Source organism: Microbispora hainanensis (assembly GCF_036186745.1).
Lineage (GTDB): Bacteria > Actinomycetota > Actinomycetes > Streptosporangiales > Streptosporangiaceae > Microbispora.
Genome location: NZ_CP108086.1, coordinates 2,658,519 through 2,684,940 on the forward strand (window position 1 = coordinate 2,658,519; position 26,422 = coordinate 2,684,940).

General features: G+C 70.9%; 26 protein-coding genes and 1 pseudogene. 16 read left to right on the forward strand and 11 right to left on the reverse strand.

The annotated features are described in order from the left end of the window. Nucleotides 1-8: 8 nt before the first annotated feature. Together OHB01_RS12385 and OHB01_RS12390 are read left to right on the forward strand one after the other, a co-directional pair. A complete protein-coding gene (locus OHB01_RS12385) occupies nt 9-1,124 on the forward strand; it encodes an ATP-binding protein (protein ID WP_142649059.1) in 1,116 nt (371 codons plus the stop codon). Continuing rightward, nucleotides 1,121-4,060, forward strand: a complete 2,940-nt coding sequence (locus tag OHB01_RS12390; RefSeq protein WP_328855368.1) for a DUF5682 family protein — start codon at nt 1,121-1,123, stop codon at nt 4,058-4,060. The genes OHB01_RS12385 and OHB01_RS12390 overlap by 4 nt, the downstream gene beginning before the upstream one ends. A 27-nt stretch (nt 4,061-4,087) precedes the next feature. On the opposite strand, the gene OHB01_RS12395 is transcribed toward OHB01_RS12390, so the two are convergent. The 3 genes from OHB01_RS12395 to OHB01_RS12405 all read right to left on the reverse strand — a co-directional run bounded on the left by OHB01_RS12395 (nt 4,088) and on the right by OHB01_RS12405 (nt 6,451). Further along, the gene (locus tag OHB01_RS12395) at nt 4,088-4,405 is read right to left on the reverse strand and encodes an arginase family protein (protein ID WP_142649061.1); all 318 of its coding nucleotides are present in this window, start codon (nt 4,403-4,405) and stop codon (nt 4,088-4,090) included. Between the two features lie 266 nt (nt 4,406-4,671). Continuing rightward, complete coding sequence (locus OHB01_RS12400) at nt 4,672-5,151, reverse strand: hypothetical protein (protein ID WP_142649062.1); 480 nt, start codon at nt 5,149-5,151, stop codon at nt 4,672-4,674. 448 nt (nt 5,152-5,599) lie between these two features. Then, nucleotides 5,600-6,451, reverse strand: coding sequence for a hypothetical protein (locus OHB01_RS12405; RefSeq protein ID WP_142649063.1), 852 nt, complete (start codon nt 6,449-6,451; stop codon nt 5,600-5,602). A gap of 647 nt (nt 6,452-7,098) precedes the next feature. Between OHB01_RS12405 and OHB01_RS12410 the strand changes: the two genes are divergently transcribed. From OHB01_RS12410 to OHB01_RS12420, 3 genes are all read left to right on the forward strand, one after another. After that, a complete protein-coding gene (locus tag OHB01_RS12410; protein WP_142649064.1) occupies nt 7,099-7,581 on the forward strand; it encodes a helix-turn-helix transcriptional regulator in 483 nt (160 codons plus the stop codon). 136 nt (nt 7,582-7,717) lie between these two features. After that, on the forward strand, nt 7,718-8,086 hold the full coding sequence (locus OHB01_RS12415; RefSeq protein ID WP_328855369.1) for a hypothetical protein: 369 nt from the start codon (nt 7,718-7,720) through the stop codon (nt 8,084-8,086). 831 nt (nt 8,087-8,917) lie between these two features. Next, nucleotides 8,918-9,115, forward strand: coding sequence for a hypothetical protein (locus OHB01_RS12420; RefSeq protein ID WP_142649066.1), 198 nt, complete (start codon nt 8,918-8,920; stop codon nt 9,113-9,115). A 360-nt stretch (nt 9,116-9,475) separates the two neighbouring features. On the opposite strand, the gene OHB01_RS12425 is transcribed toward OHB01_RS12420, so the two are convergent. Together OHB01_RS12425 and OHB01_RS12430 are read right to left on the reverse strand one after the other, a co-directional pair. Further along, nucleotides 9,476-9,862: a hypothetical protein gene (locus OHB01_RS12425; protein WP_142649067.1), complete on the reverse strand. Its 387-nt coding sequence runs from the start codon at nt 9,860-9,862 to the stop codon at nt 9,476-9,478. A gap of 444 nt (nt 9,863-10,306) precedes the next feature. Continuing rightward, nucleotides 10,307-11,335, reverse strand: coding sequence for a sporulation protein (locus OHB01_RS12430; RefSeq protein ID WP_328855370.1), 1,029 nt, complete (start codon nt 11,333-11,335; stop codon nt 10,307-10,309). A gap of 269 nt (nt 11,336-11,604) precedes the next feature. Between OHB01_RS12430 and OHB01_RS12435 the strand changes: the two genes are divergently transcribed. Further along, nucleotides 11,605-12,639, forward strand: coding sequence for a lysylphosphatidylglycerol synthase domain-containing protein (locus tag OHB01_RS12435; protein ID WP_142649069.1), 1,035 nt, complete (start codon nt 11,605-11,607; stop codon nt 12,637-12,639). A 116-nt stretch (nt 12,640-12,755) separates the two neighbouring features. On the opposite strand, the gene OHB01_RS12440 is transcribed toward OHB01_RS12435, so the two are convergent. Then, on the reverse strand, nt 12,756-13,640 hold the full coding sequence (locus tag OHB01_RS12440; protein ID WP_142649070.1) for a neutral zinc metallopeptidase: 885 nt from the start codon (nt 13,638-13,640) through the stop codon (nt 12,756-12,758). A 71-nt stretch (nt 13,641-13,711) separates the two neighbouring features. Here OHB01_RS12440 and OHB01_RS12445 point away from each other — a divergent pair, with 71 nt between their 5' ends. From OHB01_RS12445 to OHB01_RS12470, 6 genes are all read left to right on the forward strand, one after another. After that, nucleotides 13,712-14,311, forward strand: coding sequence for a class I SAM-dependent methyltransferase (locus OHB01_RS12445; RefSeq protein WP_328855371.1), 600 nt, complete (start codon nt 13,712-13,714; stop codon nt 14,309-14,311). An 81-nt stretch (nt 14,312-14,392) separates the two neighbouring features. Next, nucleotides 14,393-14,803, forward strand: coding sequence for a TOBE domain-containing protein (locus tag OHB01_RS12450; RefSeq protein WP_147942926.1), 411 nt, complete (start codon nt 14,393-14,395; stop codon nt 14,801-14,803). Nucleotides 14,804-14,814: 11 nt separating this feature from the next. Further along, nucleotides 14,815-15,594: a molybdate ABC transporter substrate-binding protein gene (gene modA, locus OHB01_RS12455; protein WP_261985719.1), complete on the forward strand. Its 780-nt coding sequence runs from the start codon at nt 14,815-14,817 to the stop codon at nt 15,592-15,594. A gap of 35 nt (nt 15,595-15,629) precedes the next feature. Further along, nucleotides 15,630-16,400, forward strand: coding sequence for a molybdate ABC transporter permease subunit (gene modB / locus OHB01_RS12460; protein ID WP_142649105.1), 771 nt, complete (start codon nt 15,630-15,632; stop codon nt 16,398-16,400). Further along, on the forward strand, nt 16,397-17,428 hold the full coding sequence (locus OHB01_RS12465) for an ABC transporter ATP-binding protein (protein WP_142649073.1): 1,032 nt from the start codon (nt 16,397-16,399) through the stop codon (nt 17,426-17,428). Before modB ends, OHB01_RS12465 begins: the two co-directional genes overlap by 4 nt. Before the next feature lie 35 nt (nt 17,429-17,463). Next, nucleotides 17,464-17,823 carry a hypothetical protein gene (locus tag OHB01_RS12470; RefSeq protein ID WP_142649074.1) on the forward strand — a complete coding sequence of 120 codons (360 nt, stop codon included), beginning with the start codon at nt 17,464-17,466 and terminating at the stop codon, nt 17,821-17,823. 18 nt (nt 17,824-17,841) lie between these two features. Here OHB01_RS12470 and OHB01_RS12475 read toward each other — a convergent pair whose 3' ends face one another. Then, entirely contained in the window at nt 17,842-19,269 is a 1,428-nt protein-coding gene (locus tag OHB01_RS12475) for an MFS transporter (protein WP_147942929.1), read from the reverse strand. Between the two features lie 130 nt (nt 19,270-19,399). Here OHB01_RS12475 and OHB01_RS12480 point away from each other — a divergent pair, with 130 nt between their 5' ends. Further along, nucleotides 19,400-20,005, forward strand: a complete 606-nt coding sequence (locus OHB01_RS12480) for a TetR/AcrR family transcriptional regulator (protein ID WP_328855372.1) — start codon at nt 19,400-19,402, stop codon at nt 20,003-20,005. A gap of 67 nt (nt 20,006-20,072) precedes the next feature. Here the strand turns inward: OHB01_RS12480 and OHB01_RS12485 are convergent. After that, nucleotides 20,073-20,267: pseudogene (locus OHB01_RS12485) on the reverse strand (DUF6624 domain-containing protein); the annotation flags it as partial. A 306-nt stretch (nt 20,268-20,573) separates the two neighbouring features. Between OHB01_RS12485 and OHB01_RS12490 the strand changes: the two are divergent. Continuing rightward, entirely contained in the window at nt 20,574-21,440 is an 867-nt protein-coding gene (locus OHB01_RS12490) for a DUF6745 domain-containing protein (protein WP_328855373.1), read from the forward strand. A gap of 510 nt (nt 21,441-21,950) precedes the next feature. Further along, nucleotides 21,951-23,384: an RICIN domain-containing protein gene (locus OHB01_RS12495; protein WP_328855374.1), complete on the forward strand. Its 1,434-nt coding sequence runs from the start codon at nt 21,951-21,953 to the stop codon at nt 23,382-23,384. Between the two features lie 155 nt (nt 23,385-23,539). On the opposite strand, the gene OHB01_RS12500 is transcribed toward OHB01_RS12495, so the two are convergent. Together OHB01_RS12500 and OHB01_RS12505 are read right to left on the reverse strand one after the other, a co-directional pair. Then, a complete protein-coding gene (locus OHB01_RS12500; RefSeq protein WP_222709464.1) occupies nt 23,540-24,484 on the reverse strand; it encodes a methyltransferase domain-containing protein in 945 nt (314 codons plus the stop codon). 102 nt (nt 24,485-24,586) lie between these two features. Continuing rightward, nucleotides 24,587-25,174 carry a TetR/AcrR family transcriptional regulator gene (locus tag OHB01_RS12505; RefSeq protein WP_328708591.1) on the reverse strand — a complete coding sequence of 196 codons (588 nt, stop codon included), beginning with the start codon at nt 25,172-25,174 and terminating at the stop codon, nt 24,587-24,589. A gap of 135 nt (nt 25,175-25,309) precedes the next feature. Between OHB01_RS12505 and OHB01_RS12510 the strand changes: the two genes are divergently transcribed. Continuing rightward, nucleotides 25,310-25,978 (forward strand): DUF2218 domain-containing protein, encoded by a 669-nt coding sequence (locus OHB01_RS12510; RefSeq protein WP_328855375.1) that lies wholly within the window; start codon nt 25,310-25,312, stop codon nt 25,976-25,978. Here OHB01_RS12510 and OHB01_RS12515 read toward each other — a convergent pair. Further along, nucleotides 25,947-26,390: a DUF6294 family protein gene (locus OHB01_RS12515; protein ID WP_147942934.1), complete on the reverse strand. Its 444-nt coding sequence runs from the start codon at nt 26,388-26,390 to the stop codon at nt 25,947-25,949. The two genes, OHB01_RS12510 and OHB01_RS12515, sit on opposite strands and share 32 nt — an antisense overlap. Nucleotides 26,391-26,422: the final 32 nt, after the last annotated feature.

A 26,422-nucleotide genomic window follows, 5' to 3' on the forward strand; every position in this document is an offset into this window, starting at 1 on the left:
CCCCTCACATGACCAACGAGATGCTCCGCGCGCCCGCCGAGGTGAAGTACGCCGAGGAGCTCGACTGGCTGGAGTCGATCGACGACGGCCCCAAGCCGTTCTCCTGGCGGCTCAGCCCCCGAATGGTGCGGCTGTTCGTGCTCGGCAGCGAGCGGTCGGACGGCCTGGACCGTGAGATCCCGCAGAAGTGGTTCGGCGACCGGGGCTTCGTCGAGCGCAGCATCGTGACGCTCGCCTCCGACCGCGGCCTGCTGCTGATCGGCGACCCGGGCACCGGCAAGAGCTGGCTGGCCGAGCTGCTGTCGGCCGCCATCTGCCGCGACTCCACCCTGGTGGTGCAGGGAACGGCGGGCACCACCGAAGACCACATCAAGTATTCGTGGAACGTCTCGATGGTGATCGCCAAGGGCCAGTCCCGCGAGTCGATGATCCCCTCGCCGATCATGACGGCCATGGAGCAGGGCATGATCGGCCGGTTCGAGGAGCTGACCCGCGCCACCAGCGACGTGCAGGACGCCCTGATCTCGATCCTGTCGGAGAAGTACGTCTCGATCCCCGAGCTGGACACCGACAACACGGTGTTCGCCAGGCCCGGGTTCTCGATCATCGCCACCGCCAACAGCCGCGACCGTGGCGTCAACGACCTGTCCTCGGCGTTGAAACGGCGTTTCAACTTCGTCCGCATCCCGGTGGTGACGAGCAAGACCAGCGAGGCGGAGATCGTCCGCTTCCGCACCACCGAACTGCTGCGCCGGCACCGCATCGAGCTGGACGTGCCGCCCTCGCTCCTGGACATCCTGCTGCAGAGCTTCGCCGACCTGCGCGCCGCGGCGGCGTCGGCCACGAGCGAGGACGAGAAGCTGGAGTCGGCCCTGTCCACCGCCGAGCAGATCGGCGTGCTGGAGGACGCCATCCTGCACAGCCACTTCTTCGGCGACCGGACGCTGCGCGCCGAGACGCTGGCGGGTGCCCTGGTGGGCTCGCTGGCCAGGCGCTCTCCGGAGGACCTGGCCATCCTCAACAAGTATTGGCACGGCGTGGTCGAACCCCGCAGCAAGAACGACGGCGGGGAGTGGACACGGTTCCTCGACGGTGGCCGCCAGGCGATCTCGACGCTGTCATGAGCACCTTCGACGCCCTTCGGGAGCAGCTCCTCGACGCCGCCGCGGCCTTCTCGGGTGGCGGGGACGCGCCGCCTGCCCGGACGCTGGCGGGCATCCTGTCCGGCATGGTCGACGACGTCGACCGCATGCTGCGCGAGGAGCTGGAGATCTTCCCGGTCTGCCACCACTCACCGGCCTCCGCCCTGGCCATGACCCGGAGGCTGCGCGACAAGCGGCCCAAGGTCGTCTACCTGGAGCTGTGCGAAGACCTGCGTCCGCTGCTCGACGAGCTGCGCAACTGCCGGCTGCCGGTGGCGTTGCAGGCGTTCGCGACCGATCTCGACGGATTCCCGCCCGGCTCCGGGCCGCTCAGCGTGATCGCGCCGGTCACCGAAGCGTCGGCGGAGTATCAGGCCATCGCGTACGCGCTCGACACCCCCGGCGTCGAGATCGTGCTGGTCGACCGCTCGGTGGACCACGTCTTCCAATGGCTGCCCAAGGAAGGCGACGGTTCGGCTCCCCAGCAGGAGCCCGGTGAGGCCGGAGACGGGCAGGGCGACGAGGCGGCGCTGCACGGCGACGCCGTGGGCGTCGAGATCGGTGACCTGCGGCCGCGCTTCGCCGAGCTGGAAAGGCACCTGCTGCACCACGGCAAGGTGCGGCACTGGTCGGAGTGGTGGGACCAGTACGTCGAGCAGACGCTGACCGGGGCCGACTACGCCACCTACCGTCAGGCGATGGCGCTGGTCGGCAGCCTGTTCCGGCGGCTGCGGCCCGACGGGGACGGGCGTGTGGCCGTCGACGAGGAACGCGAGCGCTACATGTGGACGCGGATCCGCGAGCACCTCGCCGCGTCGGGTGCCGACCCCGCCGACTGCCTGTACGTGTGCGGGGCCTTCCACGCCGTCAGCGACGTCGCCGAGTTCGGCCTGCGCTCCGAGGCGGTGCCGTACGAGATCGGTCCGCGTACGGGCACGCGCTGGCTCTACGGGCTGATCCCCTCCAGCCACTCCGCGATCGAGGCGCAGTTCGGCCTGGCCCAAGGCTCGGTGTCCATCGCCGCCGCCACCTGGGCCAAGGCGGTCAAGCGCGGCGGCCTCACGCCCCACCGGCTGGCCGGGCAGCAGGACGGGCCGGGGAAACGGGCCGGCAAAACCACCCAGGCCGCCAAGTCCGGTGTCAGAGCCGCTGCGAGAGCCGGTACGGGAACCGGTGCGGGAGCCGCCGAAACCGGCTCGGCCACGGCCACACCGGCCGTCGCCGAGCCGGTGGACGACCGGCTGTCGGGATTCCTCGCCGGCCCGCCAGCGCTCGACGGCCTGGATGAGGACGAACTGCGCGGATGGTGCGTCGACATCGTGCGGCTGGCCCGCCGCAACGGCTATCTGGCCAGCACGGCCGACGCCATCGCCGTGTTCGAGACGTCGATCCTGCTGGCGGGGTTGCGTGGGCGGGCCAGGCCCACGCCGTACGACTTCGCCGACGCGGCCGTCACCTGCATCGAGAAGGACGCCGTGCCGGGCCGCCGGGACGTCCGCCGCCTGTGCGAGATCCTCCTGGGCGGCGACAAGATCGGGATGGTCGGCTACGAGGCGCTGCCCCCGCTGGTCCGCGACGTGTACGACCGGCTGGAGCCTCTCGGGCTCGACCTGACCAGGCGCACCCAGCAACGGGTGCTGCTCGACCTCAAAGCGGATCCCGAGCTGGAGCCGTGCTCCGATCTGCTGTGGACGCTGCGTTACCTGCTGCCCGAGGGCGCGGTCCGGCCGATCATGGGGGCACGCCGCCTCGGCGAGCGTCCGATCCAGGAGAGCTGGGACGTCGCGCTCGGCAAGCACCAGCGGGAGATCATCGAACTGGGCTACGAGGGCGTCACGGTCGAACAGGTGCTGGAGCAGCGGCTGCGCCGCACGGCGTGGGACCCCCAGGCCACGGCGGGGGTCGCACTCGCGGCCGTCGAGGACGCCATCCTCTACCTGGGCGGCCGCCGCCTCGCCGGCGAGCTCGGCACCCGCGCCGTCGAGCTGCTGGCCGCCGAACGCACGGTGGACGACGCACCCGAGGTGCTGCGCCGGATCAGGCGGCTGCTGACCTACTACCGGTCGAGCGAACCCGAGCTGCCCGCCTGGTGCGAGGACTTCGTCACGGCCGGATACGCCCACTACTGCACGCTGCTGCCCACCGCCTTCGCCGACGACGACACGGGCGTGCGCCAGGTCGGCGCGATGCTCGGCTTCCTGTTCACACTGGAGAGCCTCGCGCTGTCGCTGGGCTGCGACCGCGCCCAGCTCGAACTCGCCGTACGGCAGTCGCACCCGCGAGCCCCGGCCAAGGTCGCGCTGCTGTGGGCGGCGCAGACGCAGCTCGGCCTGCTCACCCGGGAGGAGCTGCGCGCCCGCTGCGACGAGCTGCTGGCCAACCCGCTCGTCGTCCCGGCCTATCCGCTCTATGTGAGCGGGTTCGTCCAGGCGCTCGAACCCGTCCCCGGCCTCGCGCCGTTCGTGGTCGAGGCGCTCTCGAAGGCGTTCGCGCGGCTGCCCGACCCCGTCCTGCTGCCGTGGCTGCCGAAGCTGATCACCACGTTGCGCAGGCACGCGCCGGAGCTGGTCCCCGTGCTCGTCCGCGAGGCCGGGCGGACCTTCCCCGGCACGCTGGCCGAGCTGGACGCCTGGACCCCGCCCTGGGAACGGCCGGCCGCGCCGGCCCGGAAGCCCCGGACAGCGCCCGCGCCGAGAGGTCCGGTGCCCGCGCTGCTCACCCGGCATCCGCAGGCGTGCGACGCCATGGCCGCGCTGCTCGGCTGTACGGCGGAGTGGGGGAGCGCCGGGCCGGAGCCGGGTTCGGAACACGGTGCGGAGCGGGGTTCGGAGCACCGTTCGGAGCACGGCGAGGTGCGGGCCCTGCTCACCCGGCACCCGGCGACGACCGGCGCGGTCGCGGCCCTGCTCCGCCGGTGACGCCCGCGCTCACTCAGTGGTCCGCGATCACTCAGTGGTGGCGTCGGCGAGCAGGGCGGGGACGAGCGAGGCGAGGACGGCCCGGTCCTCCTCACGCCGAGGGGCATACTCGGTGATCCCCGAACCGGCCAGGGGAAAGCGGGCCGTCAGCGCGCGTACGGCGTCTCGCAGCGTCGCGACGGACAGGCCGCCCGCCTCCGGGTAGCTGAGCGACCCGAACTCCTCGGGGTCGAGTACGTCGAGGTCGATGTGGATATAGACGGCGGTGCCCCCTACACCGGCTCCGCCTCCACCCCGCAGTCGCCGCCGACCGGCCCGGTGCCCGGCGGCACGTGCGGGTGACACTCAGGCCCGGTGGTTCGTACGCGTGGAGGCCGGGCCTGGTGGCTCGTGCGCGTGGCGGCCCGGCCGGGCGGTGGGTGCGGGTGGTGCTCCAACCGGGGGTGCGTGCGAGTCGGTTTGGCCCGTCATGCCGGGCCTGTCGTGCGGGGCCTGTCATGCGGGGCCTGTCATGCGGGGCGTGCCGTGCGGGGCCTGTCGTGCGGGGCGTGCCGTGCGGGGCCTGTCGTGCTCGGGTCTTCGCCGGTGGGATTTCCCAGCCGGTGGGGGGCTCAGCTGGTGGTTCTGGGGCGACGGCGGAAGCGGCAGGGCGACGGCGTGCGCCGATCTTCCAGTGCTTCCAGCACCGCGTCGATCCGCTGCCGGCAGTCATACGGCTTCGTGTGCCGCAGGCGCCCGTCCCGCCTGTTCCGGGCCGCGTCGGCGGGTGCGTCGGTCATGAGGCCCCACTGCCAGTACCACTTCTGCACGCCGTGCAGCACGCACACATAGAGAGTGCCGATCTCGCTGGAGCACTGCGCGGCGTACGTCGCGATCTGGTGCCAGTTCGCGACGAGCGGTGTGGTGGTGGTGGATCCTCCGGCGCGGACGTGCGTCACAACGTACAGGCGCGTGTGCTGGTCGAATTCGGCTTCGACCATGTCGCTGAGCAGGCGTGGCTGCCGCAGGATCAGGTGGGCTCGGGGCGGGGGCCAGGACGAGAACGCGAGCAGGCTGAGCAGTGCCACCTCGATGCACCAGTCCAAAGTCATCGGAGGGGTTCCCTTCGTCGGAGGCCGCACCGGCATTCGTCCCCGGGCGAAGCCCGACCGCGCACACCGCCTTGCTTCTGTCGTGTCGCGGGATGTCGGAATCGGGACGCGGGTGCGGTCCAGGAGGTGAGACGAAACAAGGAGAGCGGCTGCGACGATGCCGGTCGCAGCCGCTCTCTCGCGGCGCGTTTCCATCCGCGACCCTGCCCCAGGTAGCGGGGCGCGAATGGAAACGATCATCCGGTGCTCCAGATGGCAACTCCGCCGCGAACCGGACGAGGGACGTCCACTAGTAACCCCCACGTCCCTCGTCTTTCTCGGCGGTGGCGCGCATCGCCGAGAGCATTTCGGTGCTGTCGTCGCCGGCGCGGTGGGATGTCGGTTCACCGCGCCGGCTGACACCAGGGCGAGCGGTTAGCCGCGCCGCCCGGCGCCGTGGCCGCCCCAGCTACCGGCCCCCGCCGTGGCTGGAAGAGCCGAAGTGGCTGCCGAAGCCGCCCGGACCGAAGTGGTTCGAGCCGCCCCGCGGACCGCCGCTGTTCGAGCCGCCCCGCGGACCACCGTGGTTGCCGTTGCCCCAGCCGCCGGGGCCGCCGTGGTTGCCGTTGCCCCAGCCGCCCCAGGTGCCACGGCCCCAGTGGCCGCCCCAGTGGTTGCCGCCCCAGTTGTGGCCCGGGTTCCAGTAGCCGCGGCCGGGCAGGCCGTACCAGCGGCCGGGCAGGCCGAGGGTCGTGTCGCAGCCCCAGCTGCCGGGCAGCGGGACGTAGCGGTCCTCGACGACGTAGACCGGCGTGGTCATCCCAGCCCCGCAGGACGGCGAGACGTAGATCCCGCCGTTGACCACGGACTGGCAGCTGGGGAGCACGTAGGTCTGGGTGCCGACGACGTACTCGTGGACGCCGGTGCCGAGCTCGTAGCCGGGGAGGCCGTACCAGCGGCCGGGCAGGCCGGTGACGATCTGGTCGCGCCAGACGCCCGGCAGGGCATAGGTGCGGCCGGACAGGACGTACACCGGCCGGGTCAGCCCGGCCCCGCAGGACGGCGAGACGAGGACCCCGCCGTTGACGACGTACTGGCAGCTGGGGAGGATGTACGTCTTGCCCTTGAGGATGAACTGGTGGACGCGGATGTCCGAGCGCGGCGCCGGAACGTGTCTGGCGGTGTCGACCGGACGGACAACGCTGCCTGAGGCCTGCGAGGCGGTGCTCGCCGCGCTCGCGGCTTCGGCGGCCACCACCATGGGAGTGACCAGGGCAGCGGTGGTGAGTGCCCCCGTGAGGAGGGCCTTCTTCATCGTCAAGAGACGATCCTTTCCTGAGGTGTGCTGCTGTCGGATCGAATGCGCATCCCGTAAGCCGGCGGTGCGGCGACGGCGAGGAGGGATGCGCAGGACCGCAGTCGAGGCGGTTCCGGCCGGACTCGCCGCGAGAGTCTCCGCCGGGATCGGGAGTGACCCCGGACCGGAAACACATGACGCCATTACGCGTCCTCGCTCGTGTCAGCAGATTTTGACGACACGGAGGGCCGGAACAGGTCGAGAGTCCGCACCCCCGCCGCTGCCGCGATGGCGTCCGCCGTGGTGCGGCGGCATGTGCCTCGCTTGAGCAGACCGTCGATGCACTGCCTGGTAAGGGCTGCCCGGCGAGCGAAATCGGCCACGCTCTCACTGCGACCGACCATCAAGGCGCGCAAGAGCGCCACGCTCCGAAGGTGCATCTGCGGCTTTCCCGCCATTGCGAACCTCTCCGATGGAAACTTCATCATCAGATTCTGCTGACGTCCCGACTGCAGGTCGCACTCTAATCCGGCCGAGCGCGGCCGCACGTGAAAACGCAAGGTTTCCGCGAATAAATCTTGTAGGGGCCGGCCTTTTGTGACGCATCTTGTTGACACAACTGGTCCCCGTCTTCGTCGGGGTTTGCTCCCTGTCGTCAGGATCTAGCGGGCATGATGGGGGTGATCGCGGCCAGAAAGAGTCGAGGAGCTGACAACCGAATGCCGTCGCAGCGCGTGACACCCCAGCCCCCCACCCCCCTGAGCGACTGCATCCGCGACTACGTGGCGGACAAGGGAATGAGCATCCGCACGCTCGCCCTTAGGTCGGTGAGCGAAAGCACAGGTCAGGGCCTCACTGCCCAGTGGATTACCGACGTGCTGAGCGGCCGGGTGTCGAGGATGCCTGATTTGTGGCGTCTGGAGGCTCTCGCGGCCGGGCTCGAGATGGATCCGGACAGCGTCAAGGCGCTGGCCATCAGTCAGTGGATCGGATGGGACATCGCCGATGTGCGGACCGGTCCCGGAGAACGCCTGATCTTCCGCGTGCCGGCGGGTTATACAACTGAACAGTGCGCACGCCTCGCCGACGAACTCATGCAGGTGATCAATAGCGCGGCCGAGACAGAAGCCGAGACAGAAAGGGAAGAAAGGTGATTTTCCGGATGCACGGTCGCCTTAGCGGGTGCTGATGCGTCAAACTTTCCTGGCATCGAGCAGCGAAACGATCGGGGACGTGATTGCACAGAAAGGATATGGTGGATGATTCGTGTCATCACCGTCGCAACCATCAGTGGAATTCCGTCGCGCCCACTTGCTGCATAGCTCCCCGGTGGTAATCCACCACGCACTTGGCGAGAACAGGATCATCGCCTTCGTCGACGAGAGCCAGTTCGCTCCCGAGCTGATCGCCCCCATGGACGAGCTCGGCGCGGCGACGCTGAGGCGGCTTGAGCCCGTCGAGGACGCACGCCCGACGCCGGCGCTGCGCATCCGCATCAGAAGAAGTGGAGATCTCGGCCACGAGCTCGTCGTGGCCGAGTACGCGACAGAGGAACTCACGGTAGCTGTCGAGAAGACTCTCATCACCGAGGAACTGGCCGCCGTCCTGGGTGAGGCGGGCACCACGGTCACCCGCGCCTTTGTCCGGCGGACGACGTGAATGTCGTTCTGGAACGTGCCAGAACGGCGTGCCGCCCGGCGGCGCGGGGATCGCGGGCGGCGTCAGGAAGGGAGTGCGGCTCTGCGAGCAGGCCGGAGGAGTGAGGGGAGGAGGCGGCGAAAGTCAGGGTTCACGCGGGGAGGGTGGCAGCCGCCGCGCGCAGCCGCGCGTCGCGCCCATGATCAGAATCATGCGGGGGGACGCCTTGTGGGCGGCCGCTCGCGGCGCCCACGGTCGGGGCGCGGGCAGGGGTGCGGCACGGGCGAGTCGTTCGCGGCGTCCACGGTCAGGACTCGTGCAGGCGGGGGGCGCAGTGTGGGCGGCCGCTTGCCGCGCTCACGGTCGGGGCGCGGGCAGGGGTGCGGCACGGGCGAGCCGTTCGCGGCGTCCACGGTCGGGACTCACTCGGGGGGTGGGTGGCTTGCGTGTGTGGGCCGCTCGTCACGCTCGGGGGCAGGGCTGATGCAGGCGGGGTGCGAGTCCTGTGTGCACGGTCGCTCGCGGCGTCCACGGTCAGGGGGCATGCGGGGGGTGCGGGCGCTTGTCACGCCAGTGGTTCAGGAGTCGTGCGGGCGGGGGCGATCGGTGGGAGGCCGGGTGCGCTTTGACGGGTGAGCGGGGCCATGATGCCGGCGGGCTCCCGCCGGCAGGCCCTTCTTGCCCCTCTTCGAGCGGGCGCGGTGCTCGGACGGCGATCGCGCGGGCTTCGACGGAGCGGTGCCGGGCTGGACCGTGCCCTCAGGAGCCGTGGCGTTGGGCTGGACTGCGCCGTCAGGAGCCGTGATGTCGGGCTCGACTGCGCCGTCAGGACCTGTGGTGCCGGGAGCCGTCGTGGCCACTGTGCCGGCGGGTGGGGGCGGGCCCGGCGCCGGGCCCGAGGCGCCGCTGCTCGCCCAGACGCCCACCGCGGTCAAGGCCACAGCTCCGGTCAGGATCGCGGCGCGGATCAGCTTCGGCCGCGTGAAGGAGCGATGGCGTCGGGACTTCGCTATCGGGGAGGGCTCGGGTTCCGGCTCGGATCGGCCATGAGGCCGGCCGCCGAGGTTGTCGCGCCGCCCGGGGACGGACGCGTACGGCGGCTGCTTGGGCTGCGCCGTGCGGGCGGGGCCGTAGGGGGCTCGCCCGATGCGCCGGGGAGAGCGAGGTCTGTCGTGGCCGTTCATCACGCACTCCGGATCGAAGATTGTTCGTGCCATCACTGAGGGAGAGGGGATGGCTACGAACGGTATCCGAAGATCTGAGGGTCGCGACCGGCTTTGGCCCCAGGTTGTCAGCAAAATCTGCTGACAACCTGGGGTTTTTAAATCCCTCGTCGAGTCCGTGCTCGATCGAGGGTGATGCGTCCGATCCTCAGGCGGGATCTCTGACGAGATCCCCGATCACCGTGGGTCAGCCGCAGGACGTGGCGGCGACGGTGGCGGCGGCGTCATCGGCGGCCCCGCAGCTGCTGGCGAGACTGTTGTCCACCAGGACCACCGGTGCGGTGACCACCGGCGCGGTGATTACCGGCGTGGTGACCACGGGAGTGGTCCAGTAGCCGAGCGGGCGGCTCCAGTAGCCGAGGGGACGGTTCCAGTAGCCGTAGGGGCTGCCCCAGTAGCCACCGTGCCAGGGACGACCCGAGTGGTGACCCCACCCGCCGTTACCCCAGTCGCCGGCGTGTGCGGTTGCGGCCGCCTGCCGCGGGGCCGCCGTCTCCGCCGAGGCGGCGATCGGCGCCATGACGACGATTCCGGCGGCGCAGGCAGCGCCGGCCAGGAGCAGTCGACGGATCATGCGTAACCTCCTGTATGCGTGAAGTCACTGGTTGTGACCGCTGTCACGCTACAACTCCTCTGATCACGCACGTGGACGGCGACACTCCAAGCGATGGCAATGTCGCAGGCGGCGCTGCCGCACCTACAAAGCCGCCGAACCGACACAACTGCCGCACTGATACACCGGGCGCGCTGATACGCCGGGGCGAGGAAGAGGCCATGGAGGGCCTGGAGCCGGCCAACGCCTACTCCACCGTGCCGCTCGACACCGTGCCGCTCGACGCGCGCCCGACTCCGGCGACGATGACGCGGCGCTGAGATGCCGGGCGCGCTGTTACGCCGAGCGCGATGATGTGCCGGGCGCCGGCTCGGTCCCCGGCCCGCCTGGGCCGTGAACACCATCGCCGGCGCTCGGTCCTGTGCGAGGGATCTACCTCAAGGCCGAGAGGCACCGGGCGGGGGGTCACCAGTCGCCGTCCCCGCCCTCGTCGCCTTCGAAGATCTCTTCGATGATCTCGCCTGCCACCAGGCCGCCGACGATGCCCGCCGCACCGGCCGCGGCCACCGCGCCCCAGCCGGGGCCGTCGTGGTGCCCGTGGTGACCGCCGTGCCCATAACCGTGCCCATAGCCGTGCCCGAACCCCTGGTCAGGCCCGTAGTCGTGCCCATAGCCGTGCCCATAGCCGTGGCCGTGGTACCCGTGGCCGTAGCCGTGCTCGTAGCCGCCGTACTGGGCGAGCCCGCTCAGCCAGCGATCGATCTCCCCGGGCCAGTCCATGCGCACCGCGTCCTCGTGGCCGACGCGGAAGCGGCCGATGGCATCGCCGGAGTACCGTCCGGCACGCTTGTCGGCCTCCAGGATCACCTCCAGGCCCGCGGGGTCGGCCACGAAGGTGAGCTCGACCTCCCCCACCACATCGGCGTGCCGCGGGGGCGGGTAGAACTCGATCTCCTGGTAGAACGGCAGCTCCTGGCGTACGCCGTACAGGCGGCCGGCCTCCAGGTCGGCAGACTTGAAGGCGAAACCGAGCTGGAGGAACGCCTCCAGGACGCGCATCTGAGAGGGAAGCGGCTCGACGGAGATCGGGTCGAGGTCGCCCTTGTCGACGGCCTTCGCGATGGCCACCTCGGTGCGTACGCCGAGCGCCATGCCGGTCAGGTGCTGCCCGTCGATCTCGCTGATCGGGGCCTCCCACGGCACCGGGATCTGGAAGGGGATGCTCCGGTTCTCGCCCTGGCGCAGGGTGAACGGGCCGGACACCCGGGTGCGGGAGAGCTCGCCGAGCCCCGCGCTCTCGCCGTCGCCGTGCTCGATCTCCACCCCGGCGACCAGGCCGAGCGTGATGTTCTCGATCTCGGCGTCGAAGTCGCCTCCGGACAGTCTCACCTCACCCGTGAGCACGCCGCCCGGCCGGACTCGCGGGGTGGCCAGTACGGTGTCCACCGAGGGGGCGCCCGCCCCGAGGGCGCCCAGCATCCGCTTGAAGACCACGTGTTTCTCCCCTGTCGACGGTCGATGAGGTGTCAGCCGCCCACCTGAACGATCAAGTGGTGTGGCCGGGTTCCGGCCGGGGGCAGAGATCGTCCTCGGGATGATCGACCCCGGCCCGTACGGAGGCTCCGCGAGCGATCCGGCACGACGCTGCCGCGAATTTGCCGCCCGTTTACCCAAACAGGCGGTTCGGATTTGTTCTCCCTTTGGCTCACCGACTTGGCTCACCGACGAACAAGCGACGAACGAGAGGGAGGCGGCGAACCGGCGTGGAGACCATCGCGGCGGAGACGGAGATGGCGACGGGTCGCGCGTCCCTGAGCAGGGTCGTCATGTCGCTGATCTCCCTGGCGCTGGCGGCCGGGCTCATCTCGTTCCTCCCTCACCTCACCGGAGTCACCTGGGGGCAGCTCGACGAGCGCCTGGTGCGGGTCGGCTGGGGCGCGATGGCGGTGCTCACGGGGGTGTGGCTGGCCGGGCTGTGGGCGTACTCGAACGTCGTGAGCGAGTCGCTGCCCGGGTTGAGCAGGCGCCGGGCGCTGCTGGTCAACTGCGTCGGCAGCGGCGCCAGCAATGTGCTGCCGTTCGGCGGGGCCGTGGGCGTGGCCATGACCGTCGCCATGATGACCAGGTGGGGCTTCGGACGGCGGCCGGTGGCGGCCTCCGCGGTAGTGACCGGGGTGTGGAACCTGCTGTCCCGCTTCCTGCTCCCCGCCGTGGGGCTCGTCTGCCTGCTCGGCGCGGGATACATGCCGGACCGTCAACTGGCGGCGGCCGCCGGGGTCGGCGGCGTGCTGCTCATCGGCGTGGTCGTCGCCATGTCGGCCGCACTCCGCCGGGAGGCGGTGGCCGACCTGCTGGGGCGGGGCCTGGACCGGCTGGTCCGATTCCTTCGGCTCAGGCGTGAGCCGTGCGTCCGCGACTTCCTGCTCGACCTGCGTCACTCCACCATCGAGATCACTCGTACGCGCTGGCCCCGGCTCACGCTCGGCATGGTCGGCTACATGGCGCTGCAGTGCGTTCTGTTCGTCGGGTGTCTGCACGTGACCGGCGCCGAGGTCGCCGTCCCCGAGGCGGTCGCGGCGTTCGCGATCAACCGGGTGCTGACCACCGCGGTCATCACGCCCGGCGGGTCGGGGATCAGTGAGTCGGCGACCGCGCTCGCGTTGATCGGCTTCGGCGTCGCACCGGGGGCGGCCGCGGCGGCGGTGCTGCTGTTCTGGTTCTTCGCCCATCTGATCGAGATCCCCGTCGGCTGGTTCGCCTGGGGCATCTGGTCGCTGACCACGCGCCCACGGTCGTGAGCGCGGCACCTCACCCCGGCACCTCACCGCGGCACCTCACCCCGGCACCTCACCGCGGCACCTCACCCCGGCACCTCACCGCAGTGCGGCCGGCGACGGGAAAACCTCAGCAAGCGTCAGATGGCGCCGGAGAACGTGTCACATCGGGCGGGGGAGCCCGTCTCGTATCCCGTGGTGAACCACTTCACCCGCTGCTGGGAGCTACCGTGTGTCCACCCCTCGGGGTCCACCCTGCCGCGGGTGCGCTGCTGGATCCTGTCGTCGCCGACGGCCGCCGCGGCGTCCAGCGCCTCCTTGATGTCCGCCGCGGTGAACGGGCTCGCGTAGAACCCCGTGTCGACCGCGTTCTTCGCCCACACTCCCGCGTAGCAGTCGGCCTGAAGCTCCAGCCGTACGGAGGCGCTGCCGGCGCCCTGGCTGCCGCCGCCGACCCGCCGGGTGGTGCCGAGGAGGTTCTGCACGTGGTGGCCGTACTCGTGCCCGATCACGTACGCCTGCGCGAACGGCCCGCCCTTGGCGCCGAACTGGCTCTCCAGCTCCGCGAAGAAGCCGAGGTCGAGATAGACCTTGCTGTCGGCCGGGCAGTAGAAGGGGCCGACGGCCGAGCTCGCCTGGCCGCAACCGGTGCTCACGGCGTTGGTGAACAGCACGGTGCGCGCGATGCGGTACGGCTCCTTGCCCCGCTCGGCGAAGGCGTCGCGCCAGTATGCCTGGACGCTGTTGACCACACCCACCACGCGGCACTTCTCCGACTGGTCCGCGTCGCTGCCCTTCTTGCACTGGGCGCTCAGGTCCGAGGCCGGGCGCGCGCCCGTGGACCCGCCTGACGAGGAGCCTCCACCGCTGAGAAGATCGGCCGGGTTGACGCCCAGGAGCAGGGCGACGACCAGGGCGACGACACCGATGGCGCCGCCGCCGATCGCGAGCCCGCCGCCCGGGAACCCGCCGCCGCCCTCCTCCACCTGAGACGCGTCGAGGTCGACGTCATCGCGGAAGTCCATAAGCCCGCCTTCCTGCCCTGGAACCTGCCACCCCCTATGATCCCCGACGGCCGCATTCCAGAGGAGCCGAGATGATGAACGAACGATCCCTCCGCGAGACCCGGGAGTTCTTCGCCGCGAAGGCGGCCACCTGGGAGGAGAAGTATCCCGACGACGGCCCGGTCTTCGCCGCCGCGATCGCCGAGATGGCCCTGCCGTCCGGGGGCCTGGTCCTCGACGCCGGATGCGGCACCGGCCGCGCGTTCCCCCTGCTGCGCGACGCCGTCGGGCCCGCCGGGCGGGTGGTGGGCATGGACGTCACCCCGGAGATGATCCGGTCGGCCCGCGACCGGGGACGTGCCGAGTTCGGACTGCTGCTGATCGCCGACGTCGAACGGCTCCCGCTCGGTGACGGTGTGGCCGACGGCGTGCTGGCCTCCGGGCTGATCTCCCACGTTCCGCGGCCGGCGGCCGTGCTGGCCGAGCTGGCCCGGGTGACCCGCCCCGGCGGGCGGCTGGCGCTGTTCCACCCCGTGGGCCGTGCGGTGCTCGCGGCCCGGCGTGGCCGCACCCTGACCCCCGACGACATCCGGGCCGAGCACAACATCCGTCCCCTGCTGGAGGCCGCCGGCTGGACGCTGCTCGACTACCACGACACCGACGAGCGGTATCTGGCACTGGCTCGCAGATGAGATACGAAGAAAGGAATCGGTAATGTTTCTGCAAGGGGCTGAGTGTCGAATACCCCGCAATTGCGGCGTAAGGTGGTGCCCGTGACGACGTTCCGGATCAGCGAGGCGGCCGCGGTGCTCGGCGTCAGCGCCGACACCGTGCGGCGTCTCGTCGACGGGGGCCGGCTCGCCGCGCACCGCGACGAGAACGGCCATCGCCTGATCGCCGGCACCGATCTCGCCGCGTACGCGCGGGCGCAGACCGAGGCGGACGAGCGCACCGGCATCTCATCGGCGCGCAACCGCTTGCGCGGGATCGTGACCGAGGTGATCAGGGACGCGGTGATGGCCCAGGTGGAGATCGCCGCCGGGCCGTTCCGCGTGGTCTCGCTGATGAGCCGCCAGGCGGCCGACGAGCTCGGCCTTGAGCCGGGGGTGATGGCGGTGGCCGTCGTCAAGTCCACCAACGTCGTCGTCGAGATCCCCGGCCACGCGCGCGTCGCGAGTCAGTAGAAGGAGCTGTGGTGCTCGGACGTCTCTGCCTGGTCGCCGTCCTCGCCTCGGTGCTGAGCGTGGCGGCGTGCGGCTCGTCCTCCTCGGACACGGCCGCTCCCGCCTCCTCCGCCGCCGCCGGGAAATCGCTGACGGTGTTCGCCGCGGCGTCCCTGACCGAGACGTTCACCGAGCTGGGCAAACAGTTCGAGAGCACCCACTCCGGCACGAAGGTCACCTTCAACTTCGGGTCGAGCGCGACGCTGGCGCAGCAGATCACGCAGGGCGCCCCCGCCGACGTCTTCGCCGCCGCGAGCCCGGCCACCATGAAGACGGTCACCGACGCGGGGCTGGCCTCCGCGCCCACCGTGTTCGTCAAGAACACGCTCCAGATCGCCGTCCCCGAGGACAACCCGGCCAAGGTCGAGTCGCTCAAGGACCTGACCGACCCGAAGGTCAAGATCGCCCTGTGCGCCGAGCAGGTGCCCTGCGGCGCGGCGGCGGTCAAGGCGCTCGACGCGGCGGGCCTCAAGGTCACTCCCGTCACCTTGGAGCAGGACGTCAAGGCGACGCTCACCAAGGTGCAGCTCGGCGAGGTCGACGCGGCGCTCGTCTACCGCACCGACGTGATCGCCTCCGGCGGGAAGGTCAGGGGCATCGACTTCCCCGAAGCCGCCCAGGCCGTCAACGACTATCCGATCGCGGCGCTCGCCACGGCGCCCGCACCCGATCTGGCCGAGCAGTTCGTCGATCTCGTGCTGTCGCAGCAGGGCAGGGACGTGCTGACGAAGGCCGGTTTCCAGGCGCCGTGACCAGGTCCGTACGCGCGCGGGCCCCGCGGGCGCGCATGCCGTGGCCGCTGCTGGTGCCCGCGCTCGCGGGGCTGGCCTTCCTCGTCCTCCCGCTGGCCGGGCTGCTGGTCCGCGCCCCGTGGGCGACCCTGCCGGGGCGGCTGGCCGAGCCCCGGGTGCTGGAGGCCCTGCGGCTCTCCCTGGTGACCGCGACCATCGCGACCGTCGTCTGCCTGCTGCTCGGCGTGCCCCTCGCCTGGCTCCTGGCCCGTACGACGCTGCCGGGGAGGCGGGTGCTGCGCGCGCTGGTCACCGTGCCGCTCGTGCTGCCGCCGGTCGTCGGCGGCGTCGCACTGCTGCTGGTGCTCGGCCGCCGCGGGCTCGTCGGCCAGTGGCTGTACGACGCCTTCGGCGTCTCCCTGCCGTTCACCACCACCGGAGTCGTCGTCGCGGAGGCGTTCGTCGCCATGCCGTTCCTCGTCATCGCCGTGGAGGGGGCGCTGCGCGCGGCCGACCAGCGTTATGAGGAGGCCGCCGCGACGCTGGGGGCCTCCCGCTGGACGGTCTTCCGCCGGGTCACCCTGCCCATGGTCGCCCCCGGCGTGCTGGCCGGCGCCGTGCTGTGCTGGGCCCGCGCGCTCGGCGAGTTCGGGGCGACCATCACCTTCGCCGGGAACTTCCCGGGCCGCACGCAGACCATGCCGCTGGCCGTCTATCTGGCGCTGGAGACCGATCCGGACGCAGCCATCGTGCTCAGCCTGGTGCTGCTCGCGGTCTCGGTGATCGTGCTGGCCGGGCTGCGCGACCGCTGGGTGGGCGCGGCATGAGCGTGAAGGCCCATCTGGTCGTCGAACGTCCCGCCTTCCGGCTGGATCTGCGGATCAGCGCGGCGGCCGGTGAGGTGGTGGCGCTGCTCGGCCCCAACGGCGCGGGCAAGACGACCGCGCTGCGCGCCCTCGCCGGGCTCACCGCCCTGAACGGCGGGCGCGTCGAGCTGGACGGCGCCGAGGTGCACCACCTGCCGCCGGAACGCCGCGGGATCGGCGTGGTCTTCCAGGACTACCTGCTGTTCCCGCACCTGTCCGCCCTCGACAACGTCGCCTTCGGGCCCCGCTGCCAGGGGCTCGGCAAGGCCGCGGCCCGCCGGGTCGCCGCCGAGCTGCTCGATCGCGTCGGGCTCGCCGGCCACGCCCACGTCCGTCCCGGGCGGCTGTCCGGAGGCCAGGCGCAGCGCGTCGCGCTCGCCCGCGCTCTTGCCGTACGGCCCCGCCTGCTGCTGCTGGACGAGCCGCTGGCCGCCCTCGACGCGCACACCCGGCTGGAGATCCGGGCCGAGCTGCGCCGCCACCTGGCCGACTTCGACGGCGCGACCATCCTGGTCACCCACGACGCGCTCGACGCGATGGTCCTGGCCCACCGGCTCGTGGTGATCGAGAACGGCGCCGTCGTGCAGACCGGCACGCCGAGCGAGATCGCCCGTCATCCGCGTACGGACTACGTCGCCCGCCTCGTCGGCCTCAACCTCTATCGGGGGCAGGCCGACGGCGATCAGGTCGTCGTGGGCGAGGTGCGCTTCAGCAGCGCCGAACGCCTGACGGGGCCCGCCTTCGTCGCCTTCCCGCCGTCCGCCGTCGCCCTCTATCGGAGCCGCCCCGACGGCAGCCCCCGCAACCTGTGGCAGGCCGTCATCGACGGCATCGAACGCCACGGCGACCACGTCCGGGTGCACCTGCGCGGGCCCATCCCGCTGCTCGCCGACGTCACCCCGGCGGCCGCCGCCGATCTCGACCTCACCCCGGGCCGGGACGTCTGGGCCGCCGTCAAGGCCACCGAGACACACGCGTACCCGGCCTGAACCGGCCGATGGGGGCGAAACGGTAGATTGCCCGCATGTCTTCCACTTCGCGGCCGGACGACCGTCTCGCGTCCGTGTTCCGGTTCGCCAGCGAGCTGGTCGCCTGGGTCGCGACCCCGTGGGCCCTCGCGTCGTGGTCCGTTCCGCTGGCGGTGCTGTCGGTCGTGGTGCTGATCGGGCTGCCGACGCTGTTCTCCACTCCGGGGGACAAGCGGAACGTGATCGTCGCGGTGCCCGGCACGGTGACCATCGCGCTGGTCCTTCTTCAGCTCGTCGCGGCGGTCGTGGCGGCGTGGGTCGCCTGGCCCACGCTCGCCGCCGTACTGGTGACCGTGCTGGCCGTGGTCACCGTGGTGCTCGAACTGCCCCGCTGGCGGTGGCTCGCCTCCCGGTGAGGCTGCGGCCGGGGCCGGTCACGCGTACGCGCGGTCGCGCCGCAGGAAGACCGCGGCGAGCAGGACGCCCAGCAGGACGAGGACGGCGTTGACGCTGATCGCGGTCGTGACCCCGTGCAGGATCGCCCCGGCGGACGCCACGCCCCCGGCGGCGGCGGTGGCGACCGCCGACATGATCGGGGTGCCCATGGTGATGCCGACCTGCTGGGACATCGACGCCAGGCCGGTGGCCAGGCCCTGCTCGTGGTCGGGGAGGCCGGTGGTGGCGGTGACCATGAAGCCGACGATGACGAGCATGTTGCCCACGCCGCCCAGGAAGGTGGCGGGCAGCAGCAGCCCCACCGAGGCCGGCGTGTCACCCAGGAAGATCAGGACGGCGGTGAAGACGGCCTGGAGCAGCCCGCCGCCGACCAGGACGGCCGTCGTGGACGTACGGGCGATGGCCTTCGGGGCGAGCACGCCGCCGGTCACGGTGCCGGCTCCCAGGACGCCGAAGGAGAGCCCGGCGGCGAGGGCCGAGAAGCCGAGGGTCTTCTGCATGTAGAGGGTGAGCAGATAGACCAGGGACGTCTCGGTGACGAAGGCGAGCAGCCCGAGCACGTTTCCCCAGGCCACCGTGCGCTTGCGCAGGACGCGTACCGGCACCAGCGGCTGGGCGGCCCGGCGCTCGACGAGGTAGAAGACGACCAGCAGGACGGCCCCGGCAAGGAGGCCCGTGAGTGCGAGGGGATCGGCCCAGCCGTGTTCGCCCGCCCGCGTCAGGCCGTAGACGACGCCGAGCAGCCCGAGCGTGACCGACAGCGCGCCGGGCAGATCGATCGTGGGACGGGCGGCGGGGCGCGACTCGGCGATGACGGCAGGGGCGACGAGCAGCACGGCCACGGCGACGGGGACGTTGACGAAGAAGGCCCACCGCCACGACAGCAGGTCGGTGAGCACGCCGCCGAGGACCGCGCCGGCGGTGAACCCGGCGGACATGAGCGCGCCGTTCAGGCCGAGTGCCTTCTCGCGCAGCGGGCCCTCCGGGAACGACGTGGTGAGCAGGGCGAGCCCGGCCGGGGTGGCTGCGGCGGTGGCGAGCCCCTGGGCGACGCGGGCGACGATGAGCACCTCGGGGCCGGGGGCGAGCCCACCGGCGAGCGAGGCCGCGCCCAGGAGCGCGAGGCTGCCGAGGAAGATGCGCTTGCGGCCGATCAGGTCGCCGATGCGGCCGAAGAAGAGGGTGAAACCGGCAGCGCACAGGGCGAAGGCCGTGGCGACCCACTGCAGATCGGCGAGGGAGAACCCGAGGTCGTCGCCGATCGCGGGCAGCGCCACGTTCAGGATCGAGAAGTCGACGGCCAGCATGAACTGGGCGACCAGCAGCACCGCGAGGACGACCTTCAAGCGGCCGGCCAGGCGTGGCGCCTCGTGAGCGGCGGCCGGTAGGGAATTCGTGGTGGACATGACAGGGGACACCCCTCCAGGGAAGCGACTTAACGGGTCTGTCGTCCCGTTAAACTGAGGGGGACACTAGCACCACGCGCCGCCTTAAGGGAACAGTGGTCCCGATAGTGGGCCTTGGGAAGGAGCCGTCATGGCAGCAACTCCACCGCCCGGTGCCGTCCGCCCGGGTGGACGCACTGCCCGCGTCCGCGAGGCCGTCCTCGAAGCCGCCGCCGACACCCTTGCCGAGAAGGGCTTCGACGGGCTCGACCTCGGTGAGATCGCCCGTATCGCGGGGGTCGGGAAGACCACCCTCTATCGCCGCTGGGGCACGCCCGCAGCGCTCGCCGCCGACCTCCTCCAGGACATGGCCGAGCGATCCCTGCCCCGCTCGCGCAACGGCGACATCGACCAGGACCTGCGCGACAACGCCCGCCTGGTGCTCAAGACCCTCACCGATCCCCGCCAGGGACGGCTGTTCAAGGCGCTGATCGCCGCCTCGCTCTGCAACGACCAGGCCGCGCAGGCGTTGCGCCGCTTCTACGCCGTACGCATCGACGAATGGGCCGGCTGCGTCACCGACGCGATCGAACGCGGCGAGCTGCCTCCCGGCACCGACCCTGGCCGGGTGATCGCCGCCGTCTCCGCACCCCTCTACTACGCCCTGCTCAACACCGGAGAACTACTGGACGAGGCGGCGGCCGATCGGGCCGCGGCGGCCGCCCTGGCGGCGGCCCGCGCCGGCGTCCTCACCTGAGGCGTGCACCTAAGAGATCCGCTTCGGCGCCGGGCCCCCGCCCGGTGCGCACTTTTCCGGTACGGCGTCAGACGGAGCCCTCGTACAGGCGCCGCATTTCCGCTTCATACTGCTCGAACGGCTCCAGGCCCATTGCGGCACGGCGGTCGTCCAGGTGATCCGCGTCCTCGATCGGGTATGGCCTGAAACCGTTGCCGTCGCTGAAAAATTGCGTTCCATAGAGCTGGGGACGGCCGGAACCCATTCGAATGCGATCTTCGAGATATGCGAGATGCGCGGGCTTCGCCTCCTTCCGGGAAACTCAGCGGTTCCGCCCGCAGTTCGTCGTCGGTCACGTGCCGAATTTACGCCGCAAGTGACGTCCGGTCACCTTCTCGAAGCCGCCCGATCGATTTCGATGGTGCGGCTTTCGCGGGTGTTTTCCGGGCCGCCGCGACCGGCCCGTCCACTGCGGAGCGAACGGCGGCCGGGGCGGGGACCGGCCGTACGAGCGGTTGCGCGCATCGCGGATCACAGGTCATCATCAAGGCATGATCTCCAACCGAAAGGGCGGCGACGCCCACGCGCGGTGACCGCGCTCACGCGGCGCTATGCCGCCGCCGAACCTGTGGCCGGCGTACGGAGCACGAGCGCTCACGACCGGTGGCAGGAAGCAGTCAAGATCCGACAGGAGTGGCTGGACCACGGTCTTTCCACACAGCCGGCCGACCGGCGGGCCGTCGAACACAGCCTCACCGCCATCTACGCGAGGATCTCTCGCCCGAAGCCCCGGTTCGAATGGGTCGACTCACCGGCACGGGCGATCCCGCTCGTCGCCGGTCTGCCCACTCTCGACCGGCTCTACGGGTGGATCCGCGATCCTCATCCGCAGGGGACACCGCCACTGGCCGGCGATCTGGCCATGCTCGAATCCCAGCTGCGTGGCGCGCTCAGCGCCGGTGTCTCCCACACCGACCCTGAGCTGTCCTCGATGCGAAGGGGCAAACGGGGCGAGCCCTGGCCCGAACTGCCACCGCTGAGGGCGCTCGACACCGGCGTTCCCCTGGGTGTGGTGCTGCATCAGGGCATCCGTACGGCACTGCACCGGAGCCTCGCGCACGGATACCGCATCCCGATCCGCAGCGCCCTGACCGGCAGCAGCCCCTTACCGGCCTGCTGGTACGGGCAGCAGGACGCGGCGTGGGTCGCCTACTACGACGCCCTGCACCGGCTCGGGCTGGCCTCCTACGGGCCGGACCAACTGGAACACCTCGGCCACTGGGCCACACTGGTGCGCTCCGGCGGCTGGTGGTGGCCGGGCGAGGAGGTGTGCGTCGTCGTGGACCGGCCCGAAATGGTCCGCGTCGAACCCGTGCCCGGCACCTGGCACGACGAGGTCCGGCTGCGGCGCGGGGGTGTCCGCTATCGCGACGGCTGGCATCCGCTGCTCGCCTGAACCCACTGGAGGGCCGGGACGAGACGCGTTGTCCCGTCCCGGCCCCTTCCGGTCCGCCCCGGCGGGCAAGATCGATCCGTCGAGTCGTGCCCGGCCGCCGCCGGTCAGCGGGGTGAGGCGGTGCTCCCGCGTACGACCAGGTGGGTGGCGAGCTCGATGCGGTGCCGTACGGCGGCGCGGTGGAGTCGCATCGGCGCCGTCGGGGCGTCGGCGCGACGAAGGAAGCCGGCCTGAAAATTACAGCGGCGCCCATGGGGGACCAGCGGTTCGAGCGCGTCGTCTCCCTTTCTGTTGACGCACTCCCGCCTCCTCTCTAGCGTGAGGCCTCTGTGGTTATGTTATCGCTAACACTGTGCGCAAGTGAAAGTTCGACCCAGCAATTCGGATCTCGTGATGGGACATTTCATGGCACTGAGCATGGCGTCTGATGATTACTTATCAGGACCAACGCGGACCATCCGGTCGTTGCGCCGATTGCTGATCGCCCTTGTGGTGACCATGCTCGCTGCAGTGGCAGCCCTCATCCCCGCGCCGTCGGCCAACGCCGCCACCAGCCAGTTCCGAGGCATGAACTGGGCCGTGCTGGGTGACAACTTCAGCACCGGCACGCTCGTCCTGCAGGGACTGAGCCAGTCCGACAGCAACGCGACAGTGCGAGCCAAGGCCAACGCGCTCTACGACTACATGGAATCCACCATGGGGGTCAACACCGTCCGGTTGCCTATCAACACTCACACTGTGGCCAACACGACCTGGTGGAACTCCTATCGCGGCGCCATCGACGCCGCCACCGAGCGTGGATTCAAGGTCATCCTGGCCTATTGGGAGGACGGCGCGGCCTCCGGTGGCAGGATCACGAACCTCGCCGCGTGGAACTCGATGTGGTCCACCGTGACCAACACGTACGGCTCCAACGGCAACGTCTACTTCGAGCCCATGAACGAGCCGCACGGCTACTCGTCGGCGGACTGGCGCAACGTGGCAGCGAACTGGCTCAACACTCACACCTCGGCGGTGCCCGGCCGGGTGCTCATCGGCGGCACCGGATTCAGCCAGGACCTCCGGGACATCTGCAACGACAGCCGTTTCAACTCGACGCTGCTGTCCTTCCACTACTACGCCTTCTTCTACAGCGCGATGACCTACGACGCTTTCCGGAGCCACATCCAGACGCTTCTGGGCAACTGCGCCTCCCGCGCGGTCGTGACGGAATTCGGCGCGCCGATGTCCACCGGCCTCAACTACGCCGACGCGAACAGCACCGACAACTTCGTGCGCTACCTCCGCGCCGTGGCCCAGGTCATGCGTGACAACCAGATGGGCGGCACCTACTGGCCCGCCCTCGGCGGCAAGCCGGGCGACATCGGCTACGACTGGTACTCGATGTACGCCCTCGGCGGCAGTGGCACCAATCTCACCTTGAGCGTCCGCAACCAATCCGGCGCCGACCGGATCCGCTACGCCTGGGGTGACACCATCGGCGGCTCCACCCCCTCACCTTCACCCTCGTCTCCGCCGCAGACCGAACCCTTCTACCGGATCGACGTACGCCACAGCGGCAAGACCATGGACGTCCTGCAGGCGAGCACCGCCAACGGCGCGCGCGTGGGCCAGTACCCCTACAACGGCAACCCGTGGCAGCAGTGGCGGTTCGAGGACGCCGGCGGCGGCTACTGGCGCATCGTCAGCCGCCACAGCGGAAAGTGCCTTGATGTGGTGAGCGCTTCAACCGCCGACGGCGCCGAGCTCATCCAGTACACCTGTGGCACCGGCGCCAACCAGCAGTTCCAGATGGTCGCCAACGGTGGATACTTCCAGCTCCGGGCACGGCACAGCGGCAAATGCGTGGACGTACCGGCCGCATCGACGGCGGACGGCGTAATCCTCAAGCAGTATTCGTGCAACACCGGCGCCAACCAGCAGTGGTCGCGTACGCCCGTCTGACGGTCGTCTCGACGTGACCGCGAGTCCGCGATGCATCCCCCTCCCCGGTGCCGATCTCGTGCTGCGCGCTCGGTGCCGGGGATCCGGACAGCGGCGTTCTACGCTCCCTCGATGAACAGCGCTGCGGGCAGATCGGACAACGCCCGGAGCCGCGCCTAACCGAGTGCCGGCGGGTCCTCATCTGGACGGCGTCCCCAGGCCGAGATCAGCGGCGCGAGTGTCAGGTCGAGTTCGCCCGCGTGGATGGCGGCCAGGTGCGCGTCGATCTCGGCGTCGTCGGCCAGGCCGGCCGCGAGCAGCTCGCCGCGCACGTGCCGGATGGTCGCCGCCTCCAGCCGGTCGCAGGCCGGTCCGCCGACCGGGAAAAAGCCCGCCGCGCCGACATCCACCAAGCCGGCCTCGCGCAATGCCCGCGGCAGTGTCCGGCCGTAGCGCAGGTCCGCTCCGCGGCGCGTCAGCAGCTCCCGGACCGCGTCGCGCAGCCGGTTGGCCCGCCGCTGCGCCGGGCCGCTGTCATCCAGGCATGCCAGTGGCTGCAGGGCGGTATCGGCGTCCTCGACCAGCAGCCGGCCGCCGGGCCGCAGCGCCGCGACCATCGTGGCCAACGCCCGAGCCCGGTCGGGTACATGGACCAGCACGAGCCGGGCGTGCACCAGATCGAACGTTCCCGGCTCCGGGGGCGGATCAGCGGCGACGTCGTGCCGGCGCACCTCGTACCCGTCGCCTGCCTCCAGCCACGACGGGTCGATGTCCGTGGCCAGCACATACCCGGTAGGACCGACGGCCGCCGCGAGCGCCTCCGGGATACTGGGGCCGCCGGCCCCCACCTCCCAGCACCGCGAGCCGGCCCCGACCCCCAGCCGATCCAAGTGCCCCCGCGTCACACCGTCGAACAGTTCGGCCAGCCAAACGAATCGCTCGCCCGCCTCGGCGCGCGCGTTGTCCAGCAGGTAACCGCGGGCGGAAGCGGGCTGTCCACCGAGCGCGGTAGTCCCGCTCGCCGGAGCCGATCCGCCATCGACGTGCGGCGGGCGTGGCGAGGAAGTCATGACCACATGGTCACCACCTCCGGCCGCCCAAGCCACGACGACGGGAGACATTGATGTCAGGCTGTGACCTGGGCAAACCCGAGACCCTGGCCCACCGGGCCGTACGGGCGGCCGTGACCCGCGGGCCGAATCCGGATCAGGAACCCCGTCGGATCACGGCCGGGGAGGCGGGGCGCTCAGCCCGGCCAGGGTGACGGTGACCAGGCGGTGGACCGCGTCGGGGCTGTCGGCCGTGCCGGCCGCGGTGAGGGCGTGCAGGCAGTAGCCGGCCAGTTCCCCGGCTGCCACGTCGTCGCGGACATCCCCGTCCCGTGCGGCCTCGGTGATCAGGTTCTCCACGAACTCCCGTAGCCGATGCCGCGCGCGGTCGACGTGCTCACCGCGATGCAGCAGCGCGGCGAGCTCACCGCCGTGATGGCGCGCGGAGTGGTGCTGGATCTCGGCGAAGGCCCGCAGCGCGGCCCGCAGGCGTACGACGGCGGGCTCGGCCGGGTCGGCCGCGGCGGTGAGCCGGTCGAGATGGTCGGTGATCTGGCGTTCGTGCCACGCGGTGAGGACGGCCTGGGCGTCGGGAAAGTACTTGTACAGCGTCGCGCGCCCGACACCGGCGCGTTCGGCGATCTGCGACATCGTCAGCGCGACCAGTCCGCGCTCGGCCACCAGCGCCGCCATGGCGTTCAGGGCGGCATCCCGGACCGCCGCGCGATGCGCGTCGATCGTCTCTGTCCACAGCTTGGGCACGCCCAGATCATACAGAACGTCCGCTTGCGCGACATAGTGCTGTTGCCGTAGACACTATGTATCGATAAATTCGATCGCTCGCCAACGACGAACAGGGCCGCATCGCCTGATCCCTTCACCAGAGACGAGTCCCCGATGCCCCATCTGCACGCTCGCATCCAGACCGAACGGGCCGGGCGCTACCTCGCCCAGTTCTGCAAGCACGCGGCCGCCATGGGTGGCGGCGGCCACACCGCCCGGCTACATCCGCACGGATCGGCCGCCCGCCGCGACGTGCGGGTGACGGCCGAATGGTCGGACACCAGCGGAACCGTCACCTTCATCCCCTGGGGCGAATGCACACTCACCGCCGGGGCCGGCGTCCTCACGGTTCGCATCGACGCACCGGACGAGGAGGGCCTGGACCGGATACGTGACGTCGTCACCCGCGACTTCGAGCGGTTCAGCCGCCGCGAGCCACTGGTCGTGACCTGGCAGCGGCAGGAACCCCCGGACGCCTCCGTCGGCGGTGCGACCCCGGCCACGCCCCGGCGGAGGATTTCCCGTCCGCGCCTGCGGACCGTCCTCCTGGCGTCGGCCCTCCTCCTCGTCATCGGCCTGCACGTCGGCCTGGCCGGCACGGCCGTCGCGGAGTCACGCTGGACCGCCGCTGCCGCCGACATCGTGCTCGTCGTGGTGAAAATCGCGCTGATCATGTGGGCCCGCCTCCGCAAGCGCAGGTCGCCGTACGGCTCGCAGACCCCGGAACACGATCCGGCGAGTGCCGACCGGCTCAGCACGATGCGCGCATCCCCACCCTCTTGATGAGCGGGTAGAGGCCGCGGTCGAACGTGCCGTACGCGAACCAGCGGTACCGGTTCCGGTGGTTGGGCAGGTTCTTGACGAACTTGGTGCTGTCGCCGGGGACCGGGTCGTCGTTGTAGACGGATGCGAGCACGGCCCCGTCGCGGTCCTTGAGCGTCAGCCACATGAGCCAGGCGTCGTTGTCGTCGCCGCTCGTGACCACACCCTCGAATCGGGCCTTGCCGTCCGAGGTCAGCACCAGCTTGGCCTCGTGGAACAGTGTGCAGTCGCCCCGGTGGATGTCGTAGTCCCAGACGATCGTCTTGACCGCGCTCGTGGACGCGCTGGCCAATCCAGCGGTGGGCAGTGTCATACCCGCGGCCAGGGTGGCGAGAATCGAGACCGCGCCCGCCGTCCGGCGAATCCTGTTCATGGAAATCCCGTCCTTCCTTTTCTTTTTCGGTG